Origin of the sequence: Pseudomonas danubii, from assembly GCF_042980055.1 — a bacterium.
Classification (GTDB): domain Bacteria; phylum Pseudomonadota; class Gammaproteobacteria; order Pseudomonadales; family Pseudomonadaceae; genus Aquipseudomonas; species Aquipseudomonas danubii.
The window spans coordinates 2,296,549-2,320,467 of sequence record NZ_CP116502.1 but is presented as its reverse complement, the minus strand read 5'-3'; the positions used below and the strand labels follow the sequence as shown (position 1 = coordinate 2,320,467).

Here is a 23,919-nt window from a genome sequence, read left to right as displayed (position 1 = left end):
ATTTTTTCATGGCCGTTGAGCCGTTTTGCCCGGCTCGGGTGACAGAGAGGGAAAGCCACCTTGATTCCCCCTTCTCAGGATCGCCGTTCATGACCGAGCAACCCATCCGCCTCACGCCCCTGGCCCGTACCCTGCGTCACCTGTTGCTGGGCGCCAGCCTGAGTCTGGCCAGCCTGCCCCAGGTCCTGGCCGCCACCACCGAGACCAAGCCTTACCACATTGCCCCGACCAGCCTGGAAAGCGCGCTGAACCAGTTCGGTCGTGAAGCCGGGGTGCTGATCTCCTTCGGCTCAGAGGTCACCCGTGGCGTGCAAAGTCGTGGCCTGGAAGGTAACTACAGCCCGGAACAGGGCCTCAAAGCCCTGCTGCAAGGCACCGGCCTGCAAGCCCGGGCCGAGGGCCAGAATGCCTTCAGCCTGCAACCGGCCAACCCCGAGGCAGCCCCGGCGTCGGTGCAACTGGAGGCCTCCAGCGTGGTCGGTGACTGGCTCGGCGATGCCCGGCAGAGCGATGTCTTCGAGCACCCCGGCGCCCGGGATGTGATTCGGCGGGAAGAGTTCGAGCGTCAGGGCGCGACCCAGGCCCGGGATGTGCTCAATCGGATTCCCGGGGTCAATGCACCGGACAACAACGGCACCGGCAGCCACGACATGGCCCTGAACTTCGGCATTCGCGGCCTCAATCCGCGTCTGGCCTCGCGTTCCACGGTGCTGATGGACGGCATCCCGGTACCGTTCGCCCCCTACGGTCAGCCGCAACTGTCGTTTGCCCCCATCAGCATGGGCAACATGGATGCCGTGGACGTGGTGCGTGGCGGCGGTGCCGTGCGCTACGGCCCGCAGAACGTCGGCGGCATCGTCAACTTCGTGACCCGGGCGATTCCCGATGCGCCAACGGTCAAGGGTGGTTTTCAGACCGAGACCAGCCCCTCCTCCAGCCATGACGGTTTCAAGACCAGCGCCAACCTGCTGGCCGGCGGCACGGCCGACAATGGCCTGGGTGGCGCCCTGCTGTACTCCGGCACCCGCGGCGGCGACTGGCGCGAACACAGCGACACGCAGATCGACGACCTGATTCTCAAGGGCAAGTACCAGCTCGACGAGGCCAACAGCTTCAATGCCATGGCCCAGTACTACGAGGGTGAAGCGGACATGCCCGGCGGCCTGAACGTGGCGGACTACAAGGCCGATCCGTATCAGTCCACCCGTCCCTATGACAAATTCTGGGGCCGCCGCACGATGTTCAATGTCGGTTATCGCTATCAGGAAGATCGCCGGGAGTTCACCGTCAACAGTTTCTTCACCAAGACCCTGCGCAGCGGCTACCTGGACCAGGGCAGCTTCCTCTCCCTGTCACCCCGCGAGTACTGGGTCCGTGGCCTGGAAACCCGCTTCGCCCAAGGCTTCGACCTGGGGGACAGCAGCCATGAAGTGGGCGTCGGCTACCGCTACATCAACGAAGCCGGGCATGAACTGCGCTATCGCACACCGCTGACCGCCAATCAGCAACTGCCCACCAGCAACAGTCGCAACGACCGGGATACCCGTGGCGGCACCGAGGCCCACGCATTCTTCGTCGACGACCGGATCGATATCGGCAAGTGGACCCTGACCCCGGGCATCCGCTACGAGATGATCGAGTCACAGCAAAGCAACAACCTCACCCACGTCAAATACCAGGGCGACTACAACACCGCGCTGCCGGCGCTGAATGTGCTGTATCACCTCAACGAGAGCTGGAACCTCTACGCCAATACCGAAGGCTCCTTCGGCAGCGTGCAATACAGCCAGATGCCCAACCGGGTGGCCAGCGGCGAGGTCAAACCGGAAAAAGCCCGCACCTGGGAACTGGGCACCCGCTATGACGATGGCAACCTGCGGGCGGAGATCGGCGCCTTCCTGATCAACTTCGACAACCAGTACGACAGTAACCAGACCAACGACACGGTGATCGCCCGGGGCGAAACCCGCCACCAGGGTATCGAGAGCAGCATCAACTACGCCCTGGACGGCCTCGATCCGGCGCTGGCCGGTTTCAATGTCTACGCCACCTATGCCTACGTCGATGCCACGATTCGTGAGGACGGTCCGAACAAGGGCAACCGCGTGCCCTTCTCCTCCAAGCACAAGGGCACCCTGGGGGTGAGCTACACCGAAGGTCCGTGGAAGCTCAACCTCGACAGCAGCTACCAGAGCAGCCAGTTCGCCGACAACGCCAACACCTCGCGTGAAAGTGCCGACGGCAGCAACGGCCGCATCCCCGGCTACATGCTGTTCAGCACCCGTGCCGGCTACGACTTCGGCCCGCAGCTGTCTGACCTGAATGTCGCGGTGGGCGTGAAGAACATCTTCAACCACCAGTACTTCACCCGCTCCTTCGACGACAACAACAAGGGCAAGTACGTGGGTGAACCACGCACGCTCTATGTACAAACGTCAGTGGCGTTCTGACTTTTCTCGCCACAAAACAAAACGGGCCTGCAATGCAGGCCCGTGGGTTGGGGGAGAAACTCAGCCGTCAGCTATTGAGCGCGGCCTGTTGGTTTTCCAGGAATTCTTCTTCGAGCAGGGCATCCGCCTCGGTGCCGTCGCTGCTGGGCACGGCCGCCGCACGTTTGCCGCGCAATTTACCGAACATGTGCTCCAGGGCACTTTCCAGCTTGATGGTCGCACCATCAATGGCCTGTTCCAGGGTGTCGGCCTTATGGGTCACGGAAATCGGCTGGTGACCTTTCGGACGGGCTTCCAGCTGGCAGCGCATATCGTCCGGACCTGACTTGCCACCGTTCTCGTCCCGCAGGTGGACCACGACCCGGGTCAGGTCTTCTTCGTAGCGTTCGAGCGTGCTTTCAACGGTGCTGCGCACCCACTCCTCCAACCGAAGGCTGCTTTGAATATGGTTATCGCTATGGACTTGGATTTGCATAGTTCTTCCCTTATTTCAGCTTGCTCGTAAGAGGGTCAAGGCAGGACGTTTGGACCTGCATTTCGTGACCTCTTGATTACACAATTAGGCACGGCGACGAACATTTCAACCCCTTAAAAAAGATAAATATTCATACGCAAATAAAGCCGGACAAACTGCAAAGGCGCTGTTAAGGTCGGGAGTTAGCTCGATTCGGCCCCCTCGCTCAAACCCTCACAATTGCCCCTCTCCCAGGGGGTGCAGACCGCGAAAGATCTCCGCTTCTTCCACCAGCCAATCATGCACCGCACGCACACCCGGATGGCTCAGGGCGCCCGGTGCATAGAGCAGCACATAACGCTTGTGATTGGGCACCGCCAGACCGAAAGGCACGATCAGGGTGCCGCGCTCCAGTTCGTCATTGAGCAGGGTGCGCCGGGCAATCGCCACGCCCATGCCGGCGATCGCCGCCTCGATGGTCAGGTGGTTGCGGTTGAAGGTGTGGCCACGACGCACATCCGCGCCTTCGAAACCGATGGCATTCAGGTAGAACTCCCATTCAGCGTATTCAAAGCTGCCGCGCCAGGCGGTGATGTCGTGCAGCAGGGGGAAATGCGCCAGATCTGCCGGCCCGTGCAACGGCGGACGGCCCCGCAGCAGACTCGGCGCGCAGACCGGGAAGATCTGCTCGTCCAGCAACGCGGTGGACTGCAAGCCGGGGTAGCTGCCGTCGTTCAGGTCGATGGCCAGGTCGAAGTCGCCTTCGTGCAAGGCCACGCTGCTGTCTTCGGCCACCAGCCGCAGCTGGATCTCCGGATAACGCTGTTGCAGCCGCGGCAGGCGCGGGGTCAGCCACTTGCCGAGAAACGAAGGGATCGAACGCAGACGCAGGGTGCCACTGATCATTCCCGCGTCCAGGCGCCGCAGCTCCGCATCGATGCTGCCGTAGGCCTCGCTCACCGTCAGCGCCAGGCGCTGGCCTTCGGCACTCAGTTCCACACCCCGGGGCCGACGGTGAAACAGACGCAGACCCAGGCGCTCTTCCAACTGACGGATCTGCTGGCTGACCGCGCCGGGCGTGATGTGCAGTTCTTCAGCACAACGGGTAAAGGACAGGTGCCGCGCGGCACAGGAAAACACATGCAGCCAGACATAGGTCTGGGCATGAAACTGACGGCTCATCGTTTAGTCCTGCTAAAGGATCTCTTAGGAAGTTTCGTTGGTCAGTTCCGACCGACCCGGGCAGTATCGCCGACATTGCGCTTGGCCTACAAAAAATGGCAGCGATCCACCTTCCATTGCTTGTAAGGCTTTAGCATGGCTATCAGTGTTTTCGATCTTTTCAAAGTCGGTATCGGTCCCTCCAGCTCCCACACCGTGGGCCCGATGCGCGCCGCCGCCACCTTCGCCCAGGCGCTGTTCGACCTGGGCCTGGAGGATCAGGTACAGCGGGTGCAGATCCGCCTTTACGGCTCCCTCTCCGCCACCGGTGTCGGCCATGCCACCGACCGCGCCAGCGTCATGGGACTGATGGGCGAATGGCCCGATAGCATCGATCCGGGCAGCATCGGCCCACGCATCCAGCAACTGCGCGACAGCGGCCAATTGCTGCTGGGGGGGCGCACGAACATCGCCTTCGACTGGCAACAGGACCTGCTCCTGCTGGACCAAAGCCTGCCCTACCACCCCAACGCCATGTCCCTGACCGCCTCAGGCGAGCAAGGCACGCTGCTGGAGCAGACCTACTACTCGGTAGGTGGTGGTTTCATCATCGAGGCCTCTCAGGTCGAGGCCGGAACTGAAGCCGGCGCCAGCGTCGAATTGCCTTACGACTTCAATAGCGCTGCTGAACTGCTGGCGCTGTGCAAGACCCACAAGCTGCGGGTCGGCGAGCTGATGCTGGCCAACGAAAGGGCTTGGCGCAGCGACGCCGAAATCCGCAGCGGCCTGCTGCATATCTGGTCGGTGATGCGCGAATGCGTCGAACAGGGCCTGCGCCACGAAGGCATCCTGCCTGGCGGCCTCGATGTCCCGCGGCGCGCCGCCAAGCTGCACCGCAGCCTGCTGGAAATCGGCAAGCCGAATGTCATCACCTCAACCCTCTCGGCCATGGAGTGGGTCAACCTCTACGCCCTGGCGGTAAACGAGGAAAACGCCGCCGGCGGGCGCATGGTCACCGCTCCTACCAACGGTGCGGCGGGGATCATCCCGGCGGTGCTGCACTACTACATGAAGTTCAATCCCCAGGCCTCTGACGACGACGTCGTGAACTTTTTCCTCGGTGCCGCGGCAGTGGGCATCCTGTGCAAGAAGAACGCCTCTATTTCCGGCGCCGAAGTCGGCTGCCAGGGCGAAGTGGGCTCGGCCTGCGCCATGGCCGCCGCGGGTTTGGCGGAAGTCCTCGGCGCCACCCCCGAGCAACTGGAAAACGCCGCCGAGATCGGCCTGGAACACAACCTCGGCCTGACCTGCGACCCGGTGGGCGGGCTGGTGCAGGTGCCCTGCATCGAGCGCAACGCGATTGCCGCGGTGAAAGCGATCAACGCCACCCAGATGGCCCTGCGCGGCGACGGCAAACACTTCATTTCCCTGGACCGGGTGATCCGCACCATGCGCGATACCGGCGCCGACATGCATGACAAATACAAAGAAACTTCACGGGGCGGCCTGGCAGTGAGCTGGGTGGAATGCTGAGGAGCCTTCCCTGACCGTCCGTAACACGTGAGCCCGAGCAAAAATAATAACGAGGCGATACCGATGACCGATGTACCCACACCTGCTGCCGAAAACCCCACAGTAGCCACACCCCGCGACACCGCAACAGCCCGGCAAGGCTGGAGCAAGCACGACACCACCTGGATGCTCGGCCTGTATGGCACCGCCATCGGCGCCGGCACCCTGTTCCTGCCGATCAACGCCGGGGTCGGTGGCTTCTGGCCATTGATCGTGCTGGCGCTGCTGGCCTTCCCCATGACCTTCTTCGCTCACCGCGGCCTGACCCGTTTCGTCCTCTCCGGGCGCTCCGGGGACATCACCGAGGTGGTGGAAGAACACTTCGGGGTCGGTGCCGGCAAGCTGATCACCCTGCTCTACTTCTTCGCCATCTTCCCGATCCTGCTGGTGTACAGCGTGGCCCTGACCAACACCCTGGGCAACTTCATGGAGCACCAGCTGCACATGACCCCGCCGCCTCGGGCGCTGCTGTCGCTGCTGCTGATCCTCGGCCTGATGGCCATTGTGCGTTGCGGCCAGGACGTGATCGTGCGGGCCATGAGCCTGCTGGTCTATCCGTTCGTCGCCGCCTTGCTGCTACTGGCCCTGAGCCTGATTCCCAACTGGAACGGCGCGTTCTTCGCTTCGGCCGGCGAGGGCATGCCCCTGCCGCTGTTCTTCAAGACCTTGTGGCTGGCGATTCCGGTGATGGTGTTCTCCTTCAACCATTCGCCGATCATCTCGGCCTTCGCCCTGGATCAGAAACGCCATTACGGCGCCCAGGCCGAACGCAAGAGCAGCGGCATCCTGGCCACGGCCCACGCCATGATGGTGCTGACGGTGATGTTCTTCTGCTTCAGCTGCGTGCTGGCCCTGTCGCCGGCGGACCTGGTGGCGGCCAAGGAACAGAACATCTCGATCCTGTCGTACCTGGCCAACCACTTCCAGACCCCGGTCATCGCCTACGCCGCACCGCTGATCGCCCTGGTGGCCATTACCAAGTCGTTCCTGGGCCACTACATCGGCGCCAGCGAAGGCTTTCAGGGGCTGATCGTAAAAAACCTGCGGGGGCGCTCGCTGTCGTCCACCCGCCTGGAAAAGATCACCGCGCTGTTCATGATCCTCACTTGCTGGGCCGTGGCCACCTTCAACCCGAGCATCCTGCACATTATCGAGACCATGGGCGGACCGGTGATCGCCTGCCTGCTGTTCCTGATGCCGATGTACGCGATCCAGCGGGTGCCTTCGCTGCGCCAGTATTCGGGCCAGCTGTCGAACCTGTTCGTGGTGCTGATCGGCCTGATCGCACTGTCTGCGATCATTTACTCGGTCGTGCCCTGAAACGGGCAGGAATAAAAAAAGCGGACCTTGTGGTCCGCTTTTTTGTCCCCGCAATCATTGCCCGGCGAGGTTCCCGGCATGCCCCTTGCTTTGTTCATCCTTGAGCAACACGGACGTAGGCAAACCTCGGCAAACGACCGGCCAGCGGTCTGGAATCGCGAACTAATTCCGCGCCCTGCCAGTCAATGACTGCACGATCCAATCAGGCGGTGACGCATCATGGACAACCCCTTTCAACTGATTACCGACACCTTCACCCCGGATTATCAGGTCAACCTGAGCATCCAGGGCCTGGACGGCAGCATCATGCTGACCTTGTCCCAGGCCGGCCGGGTGGTGGCCAAGCGCATGATCAGCGCAGCCCAGCGCAATGACCCGCAGCGCATCAAGCGCCTGGTGCAAAGCATTCAATTCGGCATCGCCATCGAGCAAGGCCACAGCGCCGTAGCCATCCTCGAAGCCATGACCAACGGCGACAGCCTCGCACTGCTGCCGTCCGCTGGCCATAAGCCCGCGCCCCAGACCTTGCGTTTCTAGAGCTCGCCCTTCTCCACTTCCGGGTGCTCGCCGGAGCCCGCGCCGATCTTGCGTTGCGGATGTTCGATCTTCACCGAGGGAAACTGCGACGAGGCGTAGCGCACCACCAGAATGGCGAAGGCCAGCAGCAGGATGCCGCCACACAGGTAGATGATCCCCAGGTCTGGCGGGCTGTGGTGCGAGACGTTGGAAATCAGTAGCCGGGTCAGCGCGGTGATCGCCACGTAGATCAGGAAACGCACTGGCATATGGTTGGTCTTGAAGTAGATACCGACCATCGCCCCCAATTCCAGGTAGATGAACAGCAGCAGGATGTCATCGATCTTGATGTGGCCTGCCTCAAGCATCTGCAGGAATTCCATCACCGCCGCCCAGGCAGTCACCGCGCCAATGGCGAACAGCGCCAGGTAATGGAACGACTCGACAAACAGGTTGCCCAGGGACTCGGCCAGTTGATGGACGTTCTGCCGTAGGTTCTCGGCCCAATTGATTTTCACGATGGTTCTTCCTTAGGTCGGTTCGACCGGATGATGCGGATTGGACGTGACGGTTGTTCTGCATGCAGAAAAAAGGCCAGGAGCCGTCAATGAGATGGTGGCCGCCCGCAACGAGGCACGGCCCCATCACAATCGACCCGGGAAAAAAATTCCGTCTACATTAAAAAGCCACTATCCAAGGGAAAAGGATTCGCCTATTCTCTCGACCTGTATATAGATACAGTATTTATACAGACCCATTATCGTGAAGGCATGTGAGGTGGTGAATGGCCGTCGAAGTGGTATACCGCAGCAGCCGAGATCTGGAGCGCTTGTTCATGGATAAAGCCGAAGCTGACCGTCATGACAAAATGCTCGAACTGGCTGAAGTGCTGGCGCAAGTGTTGCAAAAAGCCGTGCCGTCGCTGAGCGAGCAACAGGTGGAAGAAGCCGGGATCTACATGGCGAAGAACCGCGATGTATTCGCCAGGGCCTTCAAGAGCCAGCCGGATGCGTTGTCCGAATTGCTCAGCGCCCCCGCTCCCGCGCTGGAGGTGGTTGAAGCGCAGCAACCTGCTGAAGTCGAGGCGCCGACCAAACCGGCGAAAGCGGCCAAGGCAGCGAAATAGGCTTTACGCGAATTGAATAAGCTCTGTGTCCATGGCACAGGGCTTTTTTCATGTTTGCCGATCAAGGAGTGCCCGTGATGCAGCCGCCGGTCAAACGACTGCCGCGCCTTTCGGCTCGGGCAAATCGATCAGGTTGCGACGCAATATCGCAGTGATCTTGCCCATGAAAATCACGGGCAAATCGGTCGCGCCTCCATACAGGTCGACCATTCCAACCTCAACCGCGCTGTCGACGATACTGGAGAACGCCTCGATATCTTCAGGCGCTATCAAAGCAATAAGGCTTTGTGGCAAATCATCTCCTCGACCATTCAATGCCAGTTGCGCTCCGGCCCTGTCCCAGGCCAGTAAACGATCTTTTTCCGGATAGTCCTCAAGGTGCTTTAGCAAGTCATCGACAGCAGGATGAGCAATACCTTTGCTCAGGCAGTAAGCCTCCAGGCACGCCGCAGCGTACAACTGCAGGTCCCTGACAGAACACCCGATCAATGGTTTGTCGGTATGGGCCTGGGTCATGGCGCAACCTCCCACACCCTGCAGCCTGGCGAGCAGTATCCGGACGCTATATCCATGGCTTCCAGGATTCTGTCTTCAAGTTCTTCAGATGCGTCGTGCCTGAGCAACGCCAGATAGTTGTACACCGCCTGCGCGCCAAAGCCCCGATCCCGGTACCGCTCAAGAAGCTGGCGTATCGATTGAATATCCGCACCTTTGCGCAACAGCGAAGCCAACTGCTCATCCAGGCCACTATCCAGCACTTGAGGCATCGTCGAATTCATTCCTTGTCGTTGGCCTTTGAGGGATCGGGCTCAGCGCGGCAACCTTTCCCGGGCCCTGATACTACAGAGGGCGAGCCAAAGGGATAAGACACAGATACCTAGCGGTACAGCACCCGCTCCGCCAGTTCGTCCGCGACCCGCGCCGGAGAGCGTTTTTCCGCCTGGGCGTGGGCGAAGATCTCCGTCAGCCGCAGGCTGATCTTCGACAGGTGCGCGGTGATCACCGGAAGCTCCTCATTGCGATGCTTGAGGGACACATAGATCAGGCCACCCGAATTGATCACGTAGTCCGGCGCATAGAGAATCCCGCGCCGCTCCAGTTGATCGGCCACTTGCAGGTTGGTCAGTTGATTGTTGGCCGAACCGGCCACCGCCGCGCAGCGCAACTGGGCCACGCTGAGGCTGTTGAGCACGGCGCCAAGGCCGCAGGGGGCGAGAATGTCGCAGGGGGTGCTGAGCAACGAATCGTTGGCGACGGGATGCGCCCCGAGTTGCTCCATGGCCAACTGCACCTTGCCGGCATCAATGTCGCTGACCAGCAGCTCGGCACCAGCGGCGTGCAGTTGCTCGGCCAGGGCAAAGCCGACGTTGCCCAGGCCCTGGATTGCCACCCGCAGGCCTTCCAGGTTGTCGCTGCCCAGGCGGGCCATGGCGGTGCTGCGAATCCCGGCGAATACGCCCATGGCGGTGTGGGGCGACGGGTCTCCGGCGGCGCTGGTGCTGGTGACGTAGCGGGTCTGCTGAGCGATGCAGTCCATGTCGGCCACCGAAGTGCCGCTGTCGATGGCGGTGATGTAGCGCCCGTCCAGTTGCTCGATGCAACGGCCAAAGGCCTCGAACAGCGCCGCGCGGTTTTCCACATGGGCGGGACGGATGATCACCGCGGTACCGCCGCCTTGAGGCAAGCCGGCCAGGGCCGCCTTGTAGCTCATGCCCTGGGCCAGTCGCGCAGCGTCTTCCACGGCACTGGTGGTGTCGGGATAGGCCAGATAACGGCAACCGCCCAGGGCGGGCCCCAGGCGGTTGTTGTGGATGGCGATCACTGCCTTCAACCCGGTGCTGGGGTCGACGCTGAGGTGCAGCGATTCAAGGCGAGTGCTGTGCATGAGAGCGAACATCGACGGGCTCCCGAATCACTTCTTGTAGTCGCCAGTATAGGCTTGCGCCTGGAATTTGCTGCGCCACGCAGGAATAAGCCGCGGGCTTTTACAGGCTTTGGGAAATAACCTGCTACCACCTGTGTCAGCACTGGACGAACCTGCGCCACGAGGCTAAAACGAGGCATCCGTCGGAGGTTGAGATGAACCCGCGCCAAGCCTTTTTCGCCTGCCTGCACCGCTCGCCACCAGCCCTGCTGGAAGCGGCCCTGTGGATTGCCGCCGAGCATGCACCAAAACTTGTGCCCGAGCGTCACTTGGAAGCCTTCAAGGAGATCCAGCTGCAGATCGGCAGCAGCCTGCCTCATCTACCGCCGAACGAACTGGGCCAGCCACTGTTGCGGCGCATGAACGACCTGGGCTTCCAGCAGGACGAGCACCTGCCCCTGCGCCCCCAGGCGGCGCTGATGGACAAGGTCCTGGAATCGCGCCGCGGGCAACCCCTGGCCCTGGCCCTGATTGCCCTGGAGCTGGCACAACGACTGCAGATTCCCCTGGTGGGGGTGAACTTCCCCGGGCACTTCCTGCTGCGGGTGCCCGGCGCCGACCATCTGCTCGATCCCTGCGGCGGACGCCGACTGTACCCCGCCGACTGCCGGGAACTGCTGCAACGCCAGTACGGCGCCCATATCAAGCTCAGTGCCGAACATCTGGCCAGTGCCGAGCCGCTGCAGATGTTCCAGCGCCTGTCGCGCAATCTGCGCCAGTTGCACCTGTCCTACGACGACAACCTGGCAGCCCTGATCAATGCCGAGCGCGTGCTGGAACTGGGCAACGGCAGCGCCGCCGACTACCTGGCCCGGGCCAGCCTCTATCAACGCCTGGAGTGCCCGAATGCCGAGCGCTTCGACCTGGAGCACGCCTTGCTGCTCAGCGACGACCCGATCCAGCGCCTGCGCCTGACCGAGCGCCTGGGGCACCTGCCGCCCAACACCGTGGTCCACTGATCGCATCCCGGACCGGGCTCTGGCAGGATGCTCGGCTCACTCCACGGAACGGGCACAGCATGCTGATCAGAAAAGCTCATGGCGGCGACGCGCAACGGGTCTTCGACATTCGTAACCAAGCCATCAACCACCAGTGCCGCGGCCACTACCCCGACGCCGACTTGCAGGTATGGACCGCCGGCAGCCTGGCGGACTACTTCATCGAAGTGGTGGAAAACACCGGCTACGTGGCCGTCATCGACAACCAGGTAACCGCCAGCGGCCTGCTCGACCTGGAGACCGGACAGGTCGACGCGGTGTTCGTCGACCCGGCCTACATGGGCCAGGGGATTGGCCGGCAGATGATGGCCTACCTTGAGGAACGGGCCCTGCAAGCCGGGCTGCCGCACCTGATCCTGGACTCGACCTTGAACGCCGCCCACTTCTATCGTCAGTGCGGTTTCGTCGGCGAGCGGATCGCCCAGTACCAGTCGCCCCGGGGCCTGACTCTGGCCTGCGTGCCGATGATCAAGCACCTGGCACGCTGAACCGACAGCACATCAGGACTTGAGCGCTTCCTGCAGCTCGGGGGCCACTCCCGCACCACCTGCGGGAGCCTCGGACGGCGAGCGCACCTGGATGATCAGCAAGGCCGCCAGTACCGCCGGAATCGCGCAGAAGAAGAAAATCTGCTGCACCGGGATATGCATCGCCAACAGCAGGCTGCCGAACAAGGGCCCGAGGATCGAACCGAAGCGCCCCACCCCCAGCGCCCAGCCAGTGCCGGTGGCGCGCACCTGAGCCGGATAGAAATTGCTGGCGAAGGCGTTGAGGGTCAGCTGGCCGCCGATGATGCAAAAACCGGCGGCGAACACGAACACCACCAGGTAACGCGGATTGTCGTGATTCAGGCCGAGCAACACCGTGCACAGGGCCGCGGCGCCGAGCACGGCCGCCAGCAAGCGCACCTTGCGCTTGAGGCGGTCGGCGAACCAGGCCATGCAGATCGCCCCCAAAGTGCCGGCGAAGAGGAACATCGAGGTCACCAGATTGGCCTGTTTCAGGGCCAGGCCACTTTCCAGCAGCAAGGTCGGCAACCAACTGATCATGAAGTACAGGAGGATCAGGCTGACAAAAAACGTCGACCAGATCAGCAGCGTTGGTCGCGCATAGCCCTGGCGGAACAGCTCCAGCACCGTGAGCTTGCTGCCTGCCGGTGCTTCAGTGGCGTCGCTGACAACCGGCGGTGGCTGCCAGTCCGGGAGCATCTGCGCAGTGACCTTGCGCAAGCGCGCATAAGGTGGCGCATCCCGCAGCAAGCGCGGCAGGGATTCGGGCAGGCGCCAGACCAGGAACGGAAACAGCAACAACGGCGTGATCCCACCGGCCAGGAACACCGCCTCCCAACCGAAGCGGTCGATGAAACCGGCAGCGACAAAACCACCGGCAGCGCCACCGAACGAGAAACCGCAGGCGGCCAAGGTCACCATCAAGGTGCGCAAGCGTGGCGGCGAATACTCGGACATCAGGGCCATGGCGCTGGGCATGGCGCCGCCCATGCCGATCCCGCAGATAAAGCGCGCGGCCATCAGGCTATCGAGGGAATTGGCGAACACCATCAGCACCGTCAGGCTGGCATAGATCAGCACGCAACCGAGCAGAATCCGTCGCACCCCGAACCGGTCTGCCAGAGGTGTCACTGCCAGAGAGCCGAGAGTCAAGCCCAGCAGGTTGGCGCTGAACACCGGGCCGAAGGCGGACTTTTCCAGGCCCCAGTCCTGGGCCAGGGCCGGCACCACATAACCCAGGACCTGGGCATCGTAGCCGTCAGTGACCAACAGCAAGGCGAGAAGCAACAGGAGCAACCACTGATAGCGGGACACCGGGCGGGCGTCGAGCGCAGCACGAAAGCTGGCAATCTGATTTTGCATCGCAAGGTACCTGTTCGTTTTTTATGGTTATGAGCAGCAGTGTTGCGCAGGTCACAGGCGGTGACCGCTCAAGCCCCGTTGCGGGGCCCGGGTGATACGGATGCCACGCTGCCCCGTACACCGGGGCAGCGTGCAGGCTCAGGCCGGGGTGTCCGGCTGGTTGGCCGGGTGCGCAGCCTGGAACGCCGGGTGCGCCGCAGCCAGGGCTGCGACTCGGAGAATCCGTGGATAGTCATCCAGAGACACCTTGAAGCGCTCGGCGGCGTACAGCTGGGGAATCAGGAACACATCGGCCAGCCCCGGCTCATCGCCGAAACAGAAGCCGTGGTCACCGATCAGTTGTTCCAGGGCCGCCAGGCCCTGGCTGATCCAATGGTCGATCCACACCAGCAACTGCTCTTCTTCATGCCCCCATTCCCGCAGCAGGTTCTGGGTGCTGGAGTTGTGCAGCGGGTGGATGTCGCAGCCGATGATGGCGGCCACCGCACGCTCCCGGGCGCGGCTGACCAGATCCTTGGACAGCAGCGGCACCTGCGGATAACGCTCTTCCAGGTACTCGATGATCGCCAGCGACTGGATCAGCAGGTCGCCGTCGTCGGTGCGCAGGGCCGGCACCCGTCCCTGAGGGTTGATCTCCAGGTACTCCGGCTGGCGGTTGGCGCCGCCCTTGGGCACCAGCAGATTGACCGGGATGGCCTGGAATTCCAGGCCCTTGAGGGCCAGGGCGATGCGCACCCGATAGGAGGCGGTGGAACGGTAGTAGGTATAGAGCTGCATGGGGCTCTCCCTTAACGGGCCGGCTGGACAGTGCCCCGGCATTCGCCGAAGCCGATGGAGGCGAAACCTTCGCGGCGGCAACGCCCGCGCAGAATGATTTCATCGCCGTCTTCGAGGAACTTGCGCACCTCACCGGAAGCCAGTTCGATGGGCTTCTTGCCGCCTTCGGTGATCTCCAGCAGGCTGCCGAACTGACCGCTCTGCGGGCCGGACAAGGTGCCCGAACCAAACAGGTCACCGGCCTGCAGCTGGCAGCCGTTGACGCTGTGGTGCGCCACCATCTGCGCCACGGTCCAGTACATGTACTGGGTGTTGCTCAGGGTCAGGCGGTGGGCCGGCAAGCCCTGCTCGCGCATGGCCTGGGTGATCAGCAGCACTTCCAGCTCGATGTCGAAGCCGCCAGCGGCCTGATCGCGCTTGTCCAGCAGATAAGGCAAGGGTTGCGGGTCGCCTTCAGGACGCTGGGGCTGGGCCTGGCGGAACGGCTCCAGGGCTTCGGCGGTCACCACCCAGGGCGAAATGCTGGTGATGAAGCTCTTCGACAGGAATGGCCCCAGCGGCTGGTATTCCCAGGCCTGGATATCCCGCGCCGACCAGTCGTTGAGCAGGCAGAAACCGGCAATGTGCTCAGCGGCGTCGCCAATCGCGATGGGCTCGCCCATCTCGTTACCCTGGCCAATCCAGATGCCCAGTTCCAGTTCATAGTCCAGGCGTGCGCAGGGGCCGAAGGTCGGTTCGCTCTGCCCGGCCGGCAGGGTCTGGCCCTTGGGCCGGCGCACATCGGCACCGGAGACCCGGATGGTCGAGGCGCGACCGTGGTAGCCGATGGGCACGTACTTGTAGTTGGGCAACAGGGGGTTGTCGGGACGGAACAGCTTGCCGACGTTCTGCGCGTGCTCGATGCCGACATAGAAGTCGGTGTAGTCATTGATCTTGGCCGGCAGGTGCATCTGGCATTCCGCCGCCAGGGGCAGCAGCTTCGCGCCCAGGGCTTGGATCTTGTCGCGCAGGCTGCTGCCCTCGCCCAGCAGTTCCAGCAGGCGCTCACGCAGGGCGACGCGGGCCGGACGGCCAAGCTGGAAGAAAGCGTTCAACTGACCACCACGGGCAGCTTGCACCGCGGCCTGGGCCTGGCCTTCGAACAGGCCGGCGTCCAGCGCCGCTTCCAGGTCGAAAATCTGTTCGCCAATGGCAACGCCACTGCGGGGCGCCGAACCCTGGGTGCTGAAGACCCCCAGGGGCAGGTTCTGCAACGGGAAGTCGGGGTGACCGTTGGCGGACTCGACCCAGCTACGGGTGATGGTTGAGGTCATGGGTTATCTCCGATTCGGGTTGAAGGTGGCGGGCAGCGAGGCCCAGCAAGCATCGTAGTCGTTCTGCAGTTGCGGGCATTCCAGGGCGAACTGGCTGGGACGCAGCACCTGGCTGGTCTCGAACATGAAGGCCATGGTGTTGTCGATCTTCGAAGGTTGCAGCTCGACGTTGATCGCCTTGGTGCAGGTCTCGCCGTCCGGACCGTGGGCGCTCATGCAGCTGTGCAGGGACGCGCCGCCGGGCAGGAAGCCTTCGGCCTTGGCATCGTAGGCGCCCTGGATCAGGCCCATGAATTCGTTCATCAGGTTGCGGTGGAACCACGGTGGACGGAAGGTGTTCTCAGCCACCATCCAGCGCGGCGGGAAGATCACGAAGTCGAGGTTGGCCAGACCCGGCACGCTGGTGGGTGAGGTCAACACAGTGAAGATCGACGGGTCCGGGTGATCGAAGCTGACAGTACCGATGGTGTTGAAACGGCGCAGGTCATATTTGTAGGGCACGTTGTTGCCGTGCCAGGCCACCACGTTGAGCGGCGAATGGTCGAGTTCGCAGCCCCAGAGTTCGCCGAGGAACTTCTGCACCAGGGTGGTGGGCTGCTTGAGGTCTTCGTAGTGAGCCACCGGGCTCAGGAAGTCCCGGGGATTGGCCAGGCCGTTGCTGCCAATGGGGCCCAGGTCTGGCAGGCGCAGCGGCGCACCATGGTTCTCGGCAATGTAGCCACGGGCTTGCGGGTCCAGCAGCTCAACGCGGAATTTCAGGCCGCGAGGCAGCACGGCGATTTCCAGGGGTTCCAGCTCCAGCACGCCCAGCTCGGTGGCAATGCGCAGGCGGCCCAATTCCGGCACCAGGAGCATTTCCCCGTCGGCGTTGAAGAACACCCGCTCCATGGAGCGGTTGGCGCGGTAGTGATAGACGCTGATGCCGGAAGGACTCTGCGCTGCAGAGTTGGCCACCATGGCCACCAGGCCATCAATGAAATCGGTGGGTTCGGCAGGAATCGGCAACGGGTTCCAACGCAGGCGGTTGGGGGTCACCTCTCCCAAGGAGCCGCCCGCCAACTGGCGCTCGAGCTTGGCGAACGCCGGGTGATTGGCCGAGGGCTGGATGCGGTACATCCAGGTGCGCCGGGCTTCGCTGCGGGTCATGGTGAAGGCGGTGCCGGAAAACAATTCGGCGTACAGGCCGTAAGGGGCTTTTTGCGGGGAGTTCTGGCCGACGGGCAGTGCGCCCGGCAGGGCTTCGCTGGCGAATTCATTGCCAAAGCCCGATTGGTAGCTGAGGGCCGACGCCGAAGAATCGAGGTTCATGGAGCCTCCTGGAAGTTGGAATAGGCAGGGGCCCACCACTCCTTCACAAGAGTTATCGGCACGCCTGGGTTATTTTTATCGTAATCCAATTACGCATAACGTAATTTGATTGCCTATGAGCGTCAAGCTATAAAGACCGCCACTTGTAACGGGACCCCGACACCTCCATGGAAAAGCCGCGCAGCACCAGCGACAGCACCGGTAAACAGAAAGTCCGCTCGGCCGAAGTCGGCACCGACATCCTCAAGGCCCTGGCCGAACTGTCACCGGCCACTTCTCTTTCGCGTCTGGCCGAACATGTGCAAATGCCGGCGAGCAAGGTGCACCGTTACTTGCAGGCGTTGATCGCCAGCGGTTTTGCCGAGCAGAACACCGCCACCAATCACTACGGCCTGGGCCGTGAAGCCTTGCGGGTGGGGCTGGCGGCCCTGGGCAGCATGGATGTATTGAAAGTGGGCGCCCTGCCCCTGGCGGAACTGCGGGACGAATTGAACGAAACCTGCTTCCTCGCGGTGTGGGGCAATCAGGGCGCGACCGTGGTGCACATCGAGCCGGCGGTGCGAGCGGTGACCGTGGTCACTCAATTGGGCTCGGTGCTGCCCCTGCTCAGCTCATCCACCGGGCTGGTGTTCAACGCCTACCTGCCACAACGGGAAACCCTCGATCTGCGCCAGCAGGAACTCTCCACAGGTGCCCCCCATGCCCTGGCCGACCCGCAGGTCCACGACGCACTGGCCGAGCAGATCCGCCAGCGCGGCTTGCACCATGTCCACGGTTTACTGATGCCTGGGGTCGATGCCCTGTCGGCGCCGGTATTCGATGCCACCGGCAAGATCGCCGCCGTGCTGACCGTGGTAGGGCCGACGTCGCTGTTCCACGCCGATGAACATGGACCCGCGGCCCAACGCCTGCTGGCGGCCAGCTCTGCGGTGAGCTGGCGCATGGGTTATCAACCGCAGCCCGAGTAACCGGCGCGCCTCAACTCATCAGCCCCAGGGCCTGGGCCTTGGCCACCGCCTGGGTGCGCCGCTCGACCCCCAGCTTGCTGTGAATCCTGCGGCCGTGGGTCTTCACCGTGTGCAGGGAGATGAACAACTGCTCGGCAATCTGCTGGTTCGAGCAGCCCTGGGCAATCAATTGCAGCACTTGCAACTCCCGCAGGCTGAGCAGGCTGTCGTGATCCTCCTGCGGCGCCGCGAGCGTGGTTGGCGGGCTGTCCAGTGCTTGCAACAACGCTGGTTGTCGCAGGCGCAACTCGTGCAGGACCTGGGGCAGATTGCAGCGCGCCACCCGCTCCTGCCCGGCCTGCAACGCCTGCGCCGCCAAGGCTTGATCGCCGAGGATGAAAGCCACCTCGGCCAGGGCCAATTGCACCTGTGCCTCCAGCCCCAGCATGCCGTGGCGCTGGGCCCGTGCCAGCAGCCCCTGCAACGTGGCCACCGGTGCCTGGGCCCGCCCAAGATGGACCTCGGCCAGCACCAGCAGGTACTCAATGCTCGGGATCAATTCCAGGGAGGCCGGCGGCGCCTGCAGGGCCTGGGGCCCGCGAAAGTGCCGGAGCACCCGGCTCAAGGCTTCGTGAGCCAGCTCCGCTCGGCCCTGCTGCAGCCAGAGCTGGCTGCTGACCTGCAACAGCACGCCACGGTAGACCGTGTCCGGGATCTGCCGTTGCTGCATCAGCCGCTCGGCGTCCCGCAGGCGCACGAACGCCTGGGCGTAATCGCCCTGGTTGGCCGCCAACTGGGCCTCACCGAGAAAGCCATACAAGGCGCGCTTGTCATGACTGACCAGGCAATCCTCAAGCCCTCGGCGAAAATACTCGGCTGCTTGCCCATCGTGTCCCTGGCGCAACGCCAGCCGGCCGAGGCGCAAGGCCAAGCGCCCGAGCAAGGGCGTGGCGCGCAGCGCTTGCCCGGACAAACGCTCGATCACCTGTTCCAGCAAACTTTGCGCCCGATGGGGCGCGCCGCGTTGTTCCAGCAATTGGGCATGATCGAGCTCCAGCAAGCCTTCGAACAACAACGCATCCTGGGCCCGGGCCAGACACAACGCCTCACGATTGAGGGACTGGGCCACCTCCAGCTCGCCGCACAACAGCGCTTGCTGGGTCAGGCCGGACAGGCACAGCAAACGGGTGGTCCAGGCGCCGTCCTCCAACTCGTTCAAGGCTTCGCGAAAGTGCTGCCGCGCGGCCTCCATCCGCCCGCCCAGGTGCAACAGCCACCCTTGCTGCGCCTGCCAGCGAGCCAGCAGCTGACGTTGTTCAACCGCCGAAGGTTGCGGTGCAAACCGTGCCATCTGGGCCATGCATTGCCCGGCCTGTTCGAAGCGTCCGGCAAACAGCATGGCCGCCACCAGCAACCCCAGTAACTGCGGACTGCCCAGCAGCAACTCGGCGCCCTGGCGCTCATGCAGTTGCAACAGCAACAAGCCATTGTGCTGCTGGAACAGGAACTCAATATTGAAATGCTCCAGCAGGCTGACCGCGACTTCGTACTCCTGGGCCAATAGCGCCTGCTCAAAGGCCGATTGCCAATCCTCCTGAGCGGTAAACCACTGGCACGCCCGCCGATGCCAGGAGCGCCCGGCGGGCCAGGCCTCATGCCGCATCAGCCGGGCCAGGGGTGCAAACACCTGCAGCCAGTCGGCACCGCCTTCCCAGGGTTCGATAAAGCAGCCCAGGTCCTGCAGGGTACGCAGGTACTGGGCCCCTTCTCCGGCGCCAAACAGGTGCTCGCACAACTCGGCATTGAACCGCGGCATCTGGGCCAGCACTTGCCAGACTTCCGCCAGTTCCGCCGGTAACACGCTGAACAGCTCATGCTCCAGGTATTCGAGCAAGGTATTGGGGCGCCCTGGCTTGCAGGGTTGGGTCACCCGCTCGCTGCCATCGAGCAAGGCGATGCGCACCCCGGCACACCAGCCGCCACTGCGCTGCAGGATGCTGCTGGCGGTCTGGGCACACAAAGGTTGCGGCAAACGTTGCAGCAGTTGCTCGATATCACGCTGGCTGAAGGCCAGGGCGCTGCCGTCCAGTTCGTAGAGCTGGTCGTCCAGCAACAGGCGTGGCCAGTTGCATTGGGGGCGGCGGCGACTGCCGATCCACCAGGTGAGCAAGGGGTTATCGATGCTCAGCAAGCGGTCCAGCAGCCCGTCCAGCTCCGGAGCCGGCAAACGGCAATAGTCATCAATGCACAGCCAGGCCGGACTGGGCAGATGAGCCAGGTGTAACAGCAGCGCGGCGGGATCGGCATCGGCCTGGTCCAAGGCGTCGGCCAGGACACGACACAAGTCTTCAGGACTCTGGCACGCACCGCCCAGGGGCAACCAGATGACCCGGCACGAAGCGGGGGCCTGCTGCAGGCATTCGCTGAGCAGGGCGGTCTTGCCGCTGCCGGCGGGGGCACACAACAACTTGACCCGCGCACTGGAGGCCAGCAACGGCGTACTCAGGTGGCCGCGTGGGGAATGATGGGAAGACAAACGGGGCATGAACCCGGGACGCTCTGGACAACGAGTCATGGCAGTCATTGCGGCGAGCCTTTTTATAGTTTTAGCCAGCGTGCCCCCACCCTAGCCTCGACCTCCCGACCTGTTGAAGAAGTATTCAGCGGGCTGATCCTCTGCCATAAAAAAGGCGACCGGGCGGTCGCCTTTGCACCTCGTGCGTCACTGCTGCCTAGCGCACCCCGCTGGCGCGCAAGGCGGCCGGAGTGTAGTCGGCCGCCTTGGCGGCAAAGCCGAATTCCAGGCTGTGCTTTTCCTCGTTCTTCATGCCCAGGGCCAGGTAGCGACCGGCGTTGAGGTCATACAGCGCTTCCAGGGTGTAGGCCGGGACCTGATGGTCGTAGTAGTACTGCGCGTGTCCCTCGGCCACTCGCCACAACTGGCCACGACCGTCGTAGTGATCCACCAGCGCCACCTGCCAGCTGTCCTCGTCGATGTACATGTGGCGGGTGGCATAGATATGCCGCTGGTTGGGCTTGACCGTGCCCACCACTTCCCAGACCCGGTGCAGTTCGTAGCGGGTCAGGTCCTGGTTGATGTGCCCGGCCTTGATGATGTCGTCGTACTTGAGGCTCGGCGAATCCAGCTTGTAGCTGTTGTAGGGGATGTACATCTCCTTCTTGCCCAACAGTTTCCAGTCGTAACGGTCGGGCGCGCCGGAAAACATGTCGAAGTTGTCCGAGGTGCGCAGGCCGTCGGCGGCGGTGCCCGGACCGTCGTAGGCCACCTGCGGGGCGCGGCGTACACGGCGCTGCCCGGCGTTGTAGATCCAGGCCGAACGGGGCTCCTTGACCTGATCCAGGGTTTCATGGACCAGCAGCACGTTGCCCGCCAGCCGCGCCGGGGCGGTCACCGACTGCTTGAAGAAGTTCTGCACGTTGGCGCCCTTGGCCGGGTCCAGGTCGGGGATCAGTTGCGGCGCCGCCACTTCCTCTTCAAAACGGATCGAGGTGTAGCTGCCGTTGGTCTGCGGGGTGGCCTGGGTGATGATGCGTTTCTGATTGCCACCGTGATAGCGGGTCAGGTGGTTCCACAGCACCTCGATGCCGTTCTTCGGAATCGGGAAGGCGTAGTAGCGGTTGCCCGTGAAGTTGGCCAGTCCGTTGCCGTCGTTGGTGGTGGTCACGTTCAGCGCGCTGCGCTTGGCCGACTCGTAGATTTCCGGTGGCAGGCCGACGCTGCGATGGGTCGGGTAGACCGGAATCCGGTAGCTGTCCGGGTAGCGCTTGAACATCGCCAGTTGCCCTGCGGACAGCTTGTCCTTGTACTTGTCGGCCGTGGCCGCGGTGATGATGAACAACGGTTTCTCATTGGCGAAGGGATCGGCGAGAAAGCCCTTGCTGTCCACCGCCCCGGCGTTCTTCGGGATGCCGCCGGTCCAGGCCGGAATCGAGCCATCGGCGTTGCCGGCCTTCTCCGCCCCCACGGGAGTCAGGCTGGTGCCCAGCTTGGCGGCTTCTTCCGGACTCACTGCAGCCATCAGGTTGGCCGCCCACAGGCCCAGTGCCAGGGCGCTGCATTGCAGAATCATCTTGCGCATTCAAGTGCTCCTTCTTGTGCCGGTTCAGAAGTTCACGCCAAAGCTCAACGCGAGGAAGTCCCGGTCGGTGAGGGTGTTGTAGCGCCCGCCAAAAAAGTCGGTGTAGCTGAGGCTGGCGGTGTAGGTGTTGCGGTAGTCGGCGTCAACACCAACGCTGAGGGCCTTGGCGCCCTGGTTGAACAAGCCGTTGGGGCCGTAGCCGTTGACGTCATGGGACCAGGACAGGTTGGGCTTGAAGTTGATCCCGCCGATCACGTTGCTGTAGTCGAGGATGGCCCGGGCCCGATAACCCCAGGAGGTGGCGGTGACGAACCCATCGGTGTCGCCGCCATAGCCGTACTGGCCGTAGACCGAGTCGCGGCCGTAGCGCAGCTTGCTTTTGTCCTCCAGGCCACCGACCCGGACAATCGCCGCCTCGCCCACCAGGGTCAGGCGATCAGCCCCCAGCACCTGATCGAAGAACTGGGTCATGCTGCTCTGGATCTGGGTGATTTCCTTGCGCCGGTAGCCGGTGTTGTCGGCGCCCATGGCGGTCTTGATCGGTGAAGCCGCACCCCCGGCAATGGGGTTGAGCAGGGCCAGGGTCAGGTCGTTGGTGTTGATCTGCACCGGGGCATTGGGCCGGTAGCTGATCTCGCCGGTCCAGGCGGTGCCGGTGGGCAGCGTGGTAGAGAAGCTGGCGCCATACAGGCGGATGTCCTCCGGGTATTCGAGGTAGTACTGGCCACGGCCGAGCATCACGCTTTGCACCAGGCCGCTGCCGGAACCGGGAACGATGCCGTTGGCGGCGCCGGCAATCGCGCCCAGGGTCGCCGGGCTGACATTGGCGGTGGTGGTGCTGACCACGGGGCTGCGGGCGTGGTAGTTCATGAAATACAGGCCGTACTCGGTGTCATCGCCGAGCCAGCGCAGAGCGGCGCCCCACTGCCCGGAGTCCCGGGCGTCGCGGTCACCGCCGCGGGGCAGGATCACCCCCTCGCGGGCCACCTGAAAGCCCTGGCCGAAGGCCGCTGCCACCGGTTGTAACGGTGCGATCGCCGGGTTGCCGACGGTGTAGCCGGTGGTGCAGCCATCGGCCACCACATCGTTGCCGAAGAAGGTGCCGCAGTTGTCCACCACGGTCTGGTCCCACTCCAGCTGATAGAAGCCTTCCACGGTCAACTGGTTGGTCAGGCCCTGGGAGGCGAACAGCATGTTCACCGGCACCAGGCCTTCCTTGATCTCGGCCCCGGGGCGGCGAAAGGCCGAGACGTCCACCGGGTTGATGCTGTTGATGGAGTTGCCGATGAAGGTGCTCTCGCCCCAGCTGACCACCTGCTTGCCGGCGCGCACGGTACCCGGCAGGTTGGCAATCGAGTAGTTGTGGTAGACGAAGGCGTCGAGAATCTGTGCGCCCGAGGACTTGGCGCCTTCCTTGCGGTTGTGGTCGCTGATGGGTTTGAACTGGCGATCCTCGTCCTTGAGTTCGAAGTCGTACCAGTACTTGCCGCGCACGAAGACGCCGGTGTCGCCGTACTTGAGTTCAAGGTCGTGCAGGCCCTTGAAGATCTTCGAGAAAGTCTCGCCCTTCTTGAAGTTCAAGCGGCCATCGTCACCGGTGGAAGACTGCGCGGTGCCACCATTGATGGTGCCGACAAACGCAGGGTCGGCATTGCGCATGCCCCAACTGGCGCCAACGGACAAGGACGAGTCGAACTGCCCTTCAATTTCCCCAATATTGAACGAAACCGCCTGCGCCTGAGCGCTGCAGCCCAGCGCTACCGCGACAGCCAGCGCCTGCGGTTTGAAGATGGCGCGCATTGTTGTTCTTGTCATGCGTCTTCCCCGGTGAGTGACAGGAGGCCTCACCCTACTGCCGGGGTACCACGGCCGATAAGCGCACCAAGGAGGTATTCGAGTTGTCGCCCGAAAGGATTAGCGCCCTTGCCACCGGGACCGTTCAGAGATGTATCCACGGGCTGGATACGCGACCATCAAGTGCATCGATACAGGTGCTGCGCCCCTCTGGACTGTTGCTCAAGCTGTAACAGTCCTTGTCCTGAATGGCTATTTTTCCAGGTCATGCCAGGGCTTATTCTTACC

At 63.1% G+C, this 23,919-nt stretch carries 20 protein-coding genes and 1 pseudogene; 8 read left to right on the top strand and 13 right to left on the bottom strand.

Annotated elements, in window-relative coordinates; translation table 11 throughout:
• Window positions 1-89 precede the first annotated feature (89 nt).
• Window positions 90-2,450 carry a TonB-dependent Fe(3+) dicitrate receptor FecA gene (fecA, locus tag PFZ56_RS10770; protein ID WP_170001135.1) on the top strand — a complete coding sequence of 787 codons (2,361 nt, stop codon included), beginning with the start codon at window positions 90-92 and terminating at the stop codon, window positions 2,448-2,450.
• A gap of 67 nt (window positions 2,451-2,517) precedes the next feature.
• Here the strand turns inward: fecA and PFZ56_RS10765 are convergent, their stop codons facing one another.
• Complete coding sequence (locus PFZ56_RS10765; protein WP_102861208.1) at window positions 2,518-2,925, bottom strand: HPF/RaiA family ribosome-associated protein; 408 nt, start codon at window positions 2,923-2,925, stop codon at window positions 2,518-2,520.
• A gap of 213 nt (window positions 2,926-3,138) precedes the next feature.
• Entirely contained in the window at window positions 3,139-4,086 is a 948-nt protein-coding gene (locus tag PFZ56_RS10760) for a LysR substrate-binding domain-containing protein (RefSeq protein ID WP_102861207.1), read from the bottom strand.
• A 135-nt stretch (window positions 4,087-4,221) separates the two neighbouring features.
• On the opposite strand from PFZ56_RS10760, the gene PFZ56_RS10755 reads away from it, so the two are divergent.
• The 3 genes from PFZ56_RS10755 (at window position 4,222) to PFZ56_RS10745 (ending at window position 7,494) form a co-directional block, all read left to right on the top strand.
• Entirely contained in the window at window positions 4,222-5,598 is a 1,377-nt protein-coding gene (locus tag PFZ56_RS10755; protein WP_170001136.1) for an L-serine ammonia-lyase, read from the top strand.
• Window positions 5,599-5,661: 63 nt separating this feature from the next.
• Window positions 5,662-6,957 carry a serine/threonine transporter gene (locus PFZ56_RS10750; protein ID WP_170001137.1) on the top strand — a complete coding sequence of 432 codons (1,296 nt, stop codon included), beginning with the start codon at window positions 5,662-5,664 and terminating at the stop codon, window positions 6,955-6,957.
• 219 nt (window positions 6,958-7,176) lie between these two features.
• On the top strand, window positions 7,177-7,494 hold the full coding sequence (locus tag PFZ56_RS10745; protein ID WP_102878412.1) for a DUF3509 domain-containing protein: 318 nt from the start codon (window positions 7,177-7,179) through the stop codon (window positions 7,492-7,494).
• Here PFZ56_RS10745 and PFZ56_RS10740 read toward each other — a convergent pair.
• On the bottom strand, window positions 7,491-7,991 hold the full coding sequence (locus PFZ56_RS10740; RefSeq protein ID WP_102861203.1) for a phosphate-starvation-inducible protein PsiE: 501 nt from the start codon (window positions 7,989-7,991) through the stop codon (window positions 7,491-7,493). The genes PFZ56_RS10745 and PFZ56_RS10740 overlap by 4 nt on opposite strands.
• 266 nt (window positions 7,992-8,257) lie before the next feature.
• Between PFZ56_RS10740 and PFZ56_RS10735 the strand changes: the two are divergent.
• Window positions 8,258-8,512 (top strand): annotated as a pseudogene (locus tag PFZ56_RS10735) (YebG family protein); the annotation flags it as partial.
• 177 nt (window positions 8,513-8,689) lie between these two features.
• On the opposite strand, the gene PFZ56_RS10730 reads toward PFZ56_RS10735, so the two are convergent.
• From PFZ56_RS10730 to PFZ56_RS10720, 3 genes are all read right to left on the bottom strand, one after another.
• Window positions 8,690-9,115, bottom strand: a complete 426-nt coding sequence (locus PFZ56_RS10730; RefSeq protein WP_110653395.1) for a hypothetical protein — start codon at window positions 9,113-9,115, stop codon at window positions 8,690-8,692.
• Window positions 9,112-9,378, bottom strand: a complete 267-nt coding sequence (locus tag PFZ56_RS10725; protein WP_262379202.1) for a hypothetical protein — start codon at window positions 9,376-9,378, stop codon at window positions 9,112-9,114. Before PFZ56_RS10725 ends, PFZ56_RS10730 begins: the two co-directional genes overlap by 4 nt.
• Window positions 9,379-9,476: 98 nt before the next feature.
• Complete coding sequence (locus PFZ56_RS10720; RefSeq protein ID WP_102878408.1) at window positions 9,477-10,496, bottom strand: Glu/Leu/Phe/Val dehydrogenase dimerization domain-containing protein; 1,020 nt, start codon at window positions 10,494-10,496, stop codon at window positions 9,477-9,479.
• Between the two features lie 182 nt (window positions 10,497-10,678).
• Between PFZ56_RS10720 and PFZ56_RS10715 the strand changes: the two genes are divergently transcribed.
• Window positions 10,679-11,482: a SirB1 family protein gene (locus PFZ56_RS10715; protein ID WP_110596037.1), complete on the top strand. Its 804-nt coding sequence runs from the start codon at window positions 10,679-10,681 to the stop codon at window positions 11,480-11,482.
• Window positions 11,483-11,541: 59 nt separating this feature from the next.
• Window positions 11,542-12,009 carry a GNAT family N-acetyltransferase gene (locus tag PFZ56_RS10710; protein ID WP_170001138.1) on the top strand — a complete coding sequence of 156 codons (468 nt, stop codon included), beginning with the start codon at window positions 11,542-11,544 and terminating at the stop codon, window positions 12,007-12,009.
• A gap of 12 nt (window positions 12,010-12,021) precedes the next feature.
• Here the strand turns inward: PFZ56_RS10710 and PFZ56_RS10705 are convergent, their stop codons facing one another.
• The 4 genes from PFZ56_RS10705 to hmgA form a co-directional block, all read right to left on the bottom strand.
• Window positions 12,022-13,392, bottom strand: a complete 1,371-nt coding sequence (locus PFZ56_RS10705; protein ID WP_170001139.1) for an aromatic acid/H+ symport family MFS transporter — start codon at window positions 13,390-13,392, stop codon at window positions 12,022-12,024.
• Between the two features lie 138 nt (window positions 13,393-13,530).
• Entirely contained in the window at window positions 13,531-14,169 is a 639-nt protein-coding gene (gene maiA / locus PFZ56_RS10700) for a maleylacetoacetate isomerase (RefSeq protein WP_170001140.1), read from the bottom strand.
• Between the two features lie 11 nt (window positions 14,170-14,180).
• Window positions 14,181-15,482, bottom strand: coding sequence for a fumarylacetoacetase (gene fahA / locus PFZ56_RS10695; RefSeq protein WP_170001141.1), 1,302 nt, complete (start codon window positions 15,480-15,482; stop codon window positions 14,181-14,183).
• Window positions 15,483-15,485: 3 nt separating this feature from the next.
• On the bottom strand, window positions 15,486-16,790 hold the full coding sequence (hmgA, locus tag PFZ56_RS10690; protein ID WP_102878402.1) for a homogentisate 1,2-dioxygenase: 1,305 nt from the start codon (window positions 16,788-16,790) through the stop codon (window positions 15,486-15,488).
• A 167-nt stretch (window positions 16,791-16,957) separates the two neighbouring features.
• Between hmgA and PFZ56_RS10685 the strand changes: the two genes are divergently transcribed.
• A complete protein-coding gene (locus PFZ56_RS10685; RefSeq protein ID WP_102861192.1) occupies window positions 16,958-17,758 on the top strand; it encodes an IclR family transcriptional regulator in 801 nt (266 codons plus the stop codon).
• A 10-nt stretch (window positions 17,759-17,768) separates the two neighbouring features.
• Here the strand turns inward: PFZ56_RS10685 and PFZ56_RS10680 are convergent, their stop codons facing one another.
• The 3 genes from PFZ56_RS10680 to PFZ56_RS10670 form a co-directional block, all read right to left on the bottom strand.
• On the bottom strand, window positions 17,769-20,321 hold the full coding sequence (locus PFZ56_RS10680) for a LuxR C-terminal-related transcriptional regulator (RefSeq protein ID WP_170001142.1): 2,553 nt from the start codon (window positions 20,319-20,321) through the stop codon (window positions 17,769-17,771).
• 148 nt (window positions 20,322-20,469) lie between these two features.
• Window positions 20,470-21,837 carry a DUF1329 domain-containing protein gene (locus PFZ56_RS10675; RefSeq protein ID WP_170001143.1) on the bottom strand — a complete coding sequence of 456 codons (1,368 nt, stop codon included), beginning with the start codon at window positions 21,835-21,837 and terminating at the stop codon, window positions 20,470-20,472.
• Window positions 21,838-21,861: 24 nt separating this feature from the next.
• Complete coding sequence (locus tag PFZ56_RS10670) at window positions 21,862-23,652, bottom strand: DUF1302 domain-containing protein (RefSeq protein WP_102878399.1); 1,791 nt, start codon at window positions 23,650-23,652, stop codon at window positions 21,862-21,864.
• Window positions 23,653-23,919 lie beyond the last annotated feature (267 nt).

Excerpts from the sequence above, each read along its gene's own strand:
- PFZ56_RS10685 (WP_102861192.1), top strand. The coding sequence starts at position 16,958 with ATGGAAAAGCCGCGCAGCACCAGCGACAGCACCGGTAAACAGAAAGTC.
- fahA (WP_170001141.1), bottom strand. The coding sequence starts at position 15,482 with ATGACCTCAACCATCACCCGTAGCTGGGTCGAGTCCGCCAACGGTCAC.
- PFZ56_RS10670 (WP_102878399.1), bottom strand. The coding sequence starts at position 23,652 with ATGACAAGAACAACAATGCGCGCCATCTTCAAACCGCAGGCGCTGGCT.
- PFZ56_RS10750 (WP_170001137.1), top strand. The coding sequence starts at position 5,662 with ATGACCGATGTACCCACACCTGCTGCCGAAAACCCCACAGTAGCCACA.
- PFZ56_RS10755 (WP_170001136.1), top strand. The coding sequence starts at position 4,222 with ATGGCTATCAGTGTTTTCGATCTTTTCAAAGTCGGTATCGGTCCCTCC.
- hmgA (WP_102878402.1), bottom strand. The coding sequence starts at position 16,790 with ATGAACCTCGATTCTTCGGCGTCGGCCCTCAGCTACCAATCGGGCTTT.
- PFZ56_RS10715 (WP_110596037.1), top strand. The coding sequence starts at position 10,679 with ATGAACCCGCGCCAAGCCTTTTTCGCCTGCCTGCACCGCTCGCCACCA.
- PFZ56_RS10710 (WP_170001138.1), top strand. The coding sequence starts at position 11,542 with ATGCTGATCAGAAAAGCTCATGGCGGCGACGCGCAACGGGTCTTCGAC.
- PFZ56_RS10765 (WP_102861208.1), bottom strand. The coding sequence starts at position 2,925 with ATGCAAATCCAAGTCCATAGCGATAACCATATTCAAAGCAGCCTTCGG.
- PFZ56_RS10720 (WP_102878408.1), bottom strand. The coding sequence starts at position 10,496 with ATGTTCGCTCTCATGCACAGCACTCGCCTTGAATCGCTGCACCTCAGC.
- PFZ56_RS10705 (WP_170001139.1), bottom strand. The coding sequence starts at position 13,392 with ATGCAAAATCAGATTGCCAGCTTTCGTGCTGCGCTCGACGCCCGCCCG.
- PFZ56_RS10725 (WP_262379202.1), bottom strand. The coding sequence starts at position 9,378 with ATGAATTCGACGATGCCTCAAGTGCTGGATAGTGGCCTGGATGAGCAG.
- PFZ56_RS10675 (WP_170001143.1), bottom strand. The coding sequence starts at position 21,837 with ATGCGCAAGATGATTCTGCAATGCAGCGCCCTGGCACTGGGCCTGTGG.
- PFZ56_RS10745 (WP_102878412.1), top strand. The coding sequence starts at position 7,177 with ATGGACAACCCCTTTCAACTGATTACCGACACCTTCACCCCGGATTAT.
- PFZ56_RS10730 (WP_110653395.1), bottom strand. The coding sequence starts at position 9,115 with ATGACCCAGGCCCATACCGACAAACCATTGATCGGGTGTTCTGTCAGG.
- PFZ56_RS10680 (WP_170001142.1), bottom strand. The coding sequence starts at position 20,321 with ATGACTGCCATGACTCGTTGTCCAGAGCGTCCCGGGTTCATGCCCCGT.
- maiA (WP_170001140.1), bottom strand. The coding sequence starts at position 14,169 with ATGCAGCTCTATACCTACTACCGTTCCACCGCCTCCTATCGGGTGCGC.
- fecA (WP_170001135.1), top strand. The coding sequence starts at position 90 with ATGACCGAGCAACCCATCCGCCTCACGCCCCTGGCCCGTACCCTGCGT.
- PFZ56_RS10760 (WP_102861207.1), bottom strand. The coding sequence starts at position 4,086 with ATGAGCCGTCAGTTTCATGCCCAGACCTATGTCTGGCTGCATGTGTTT.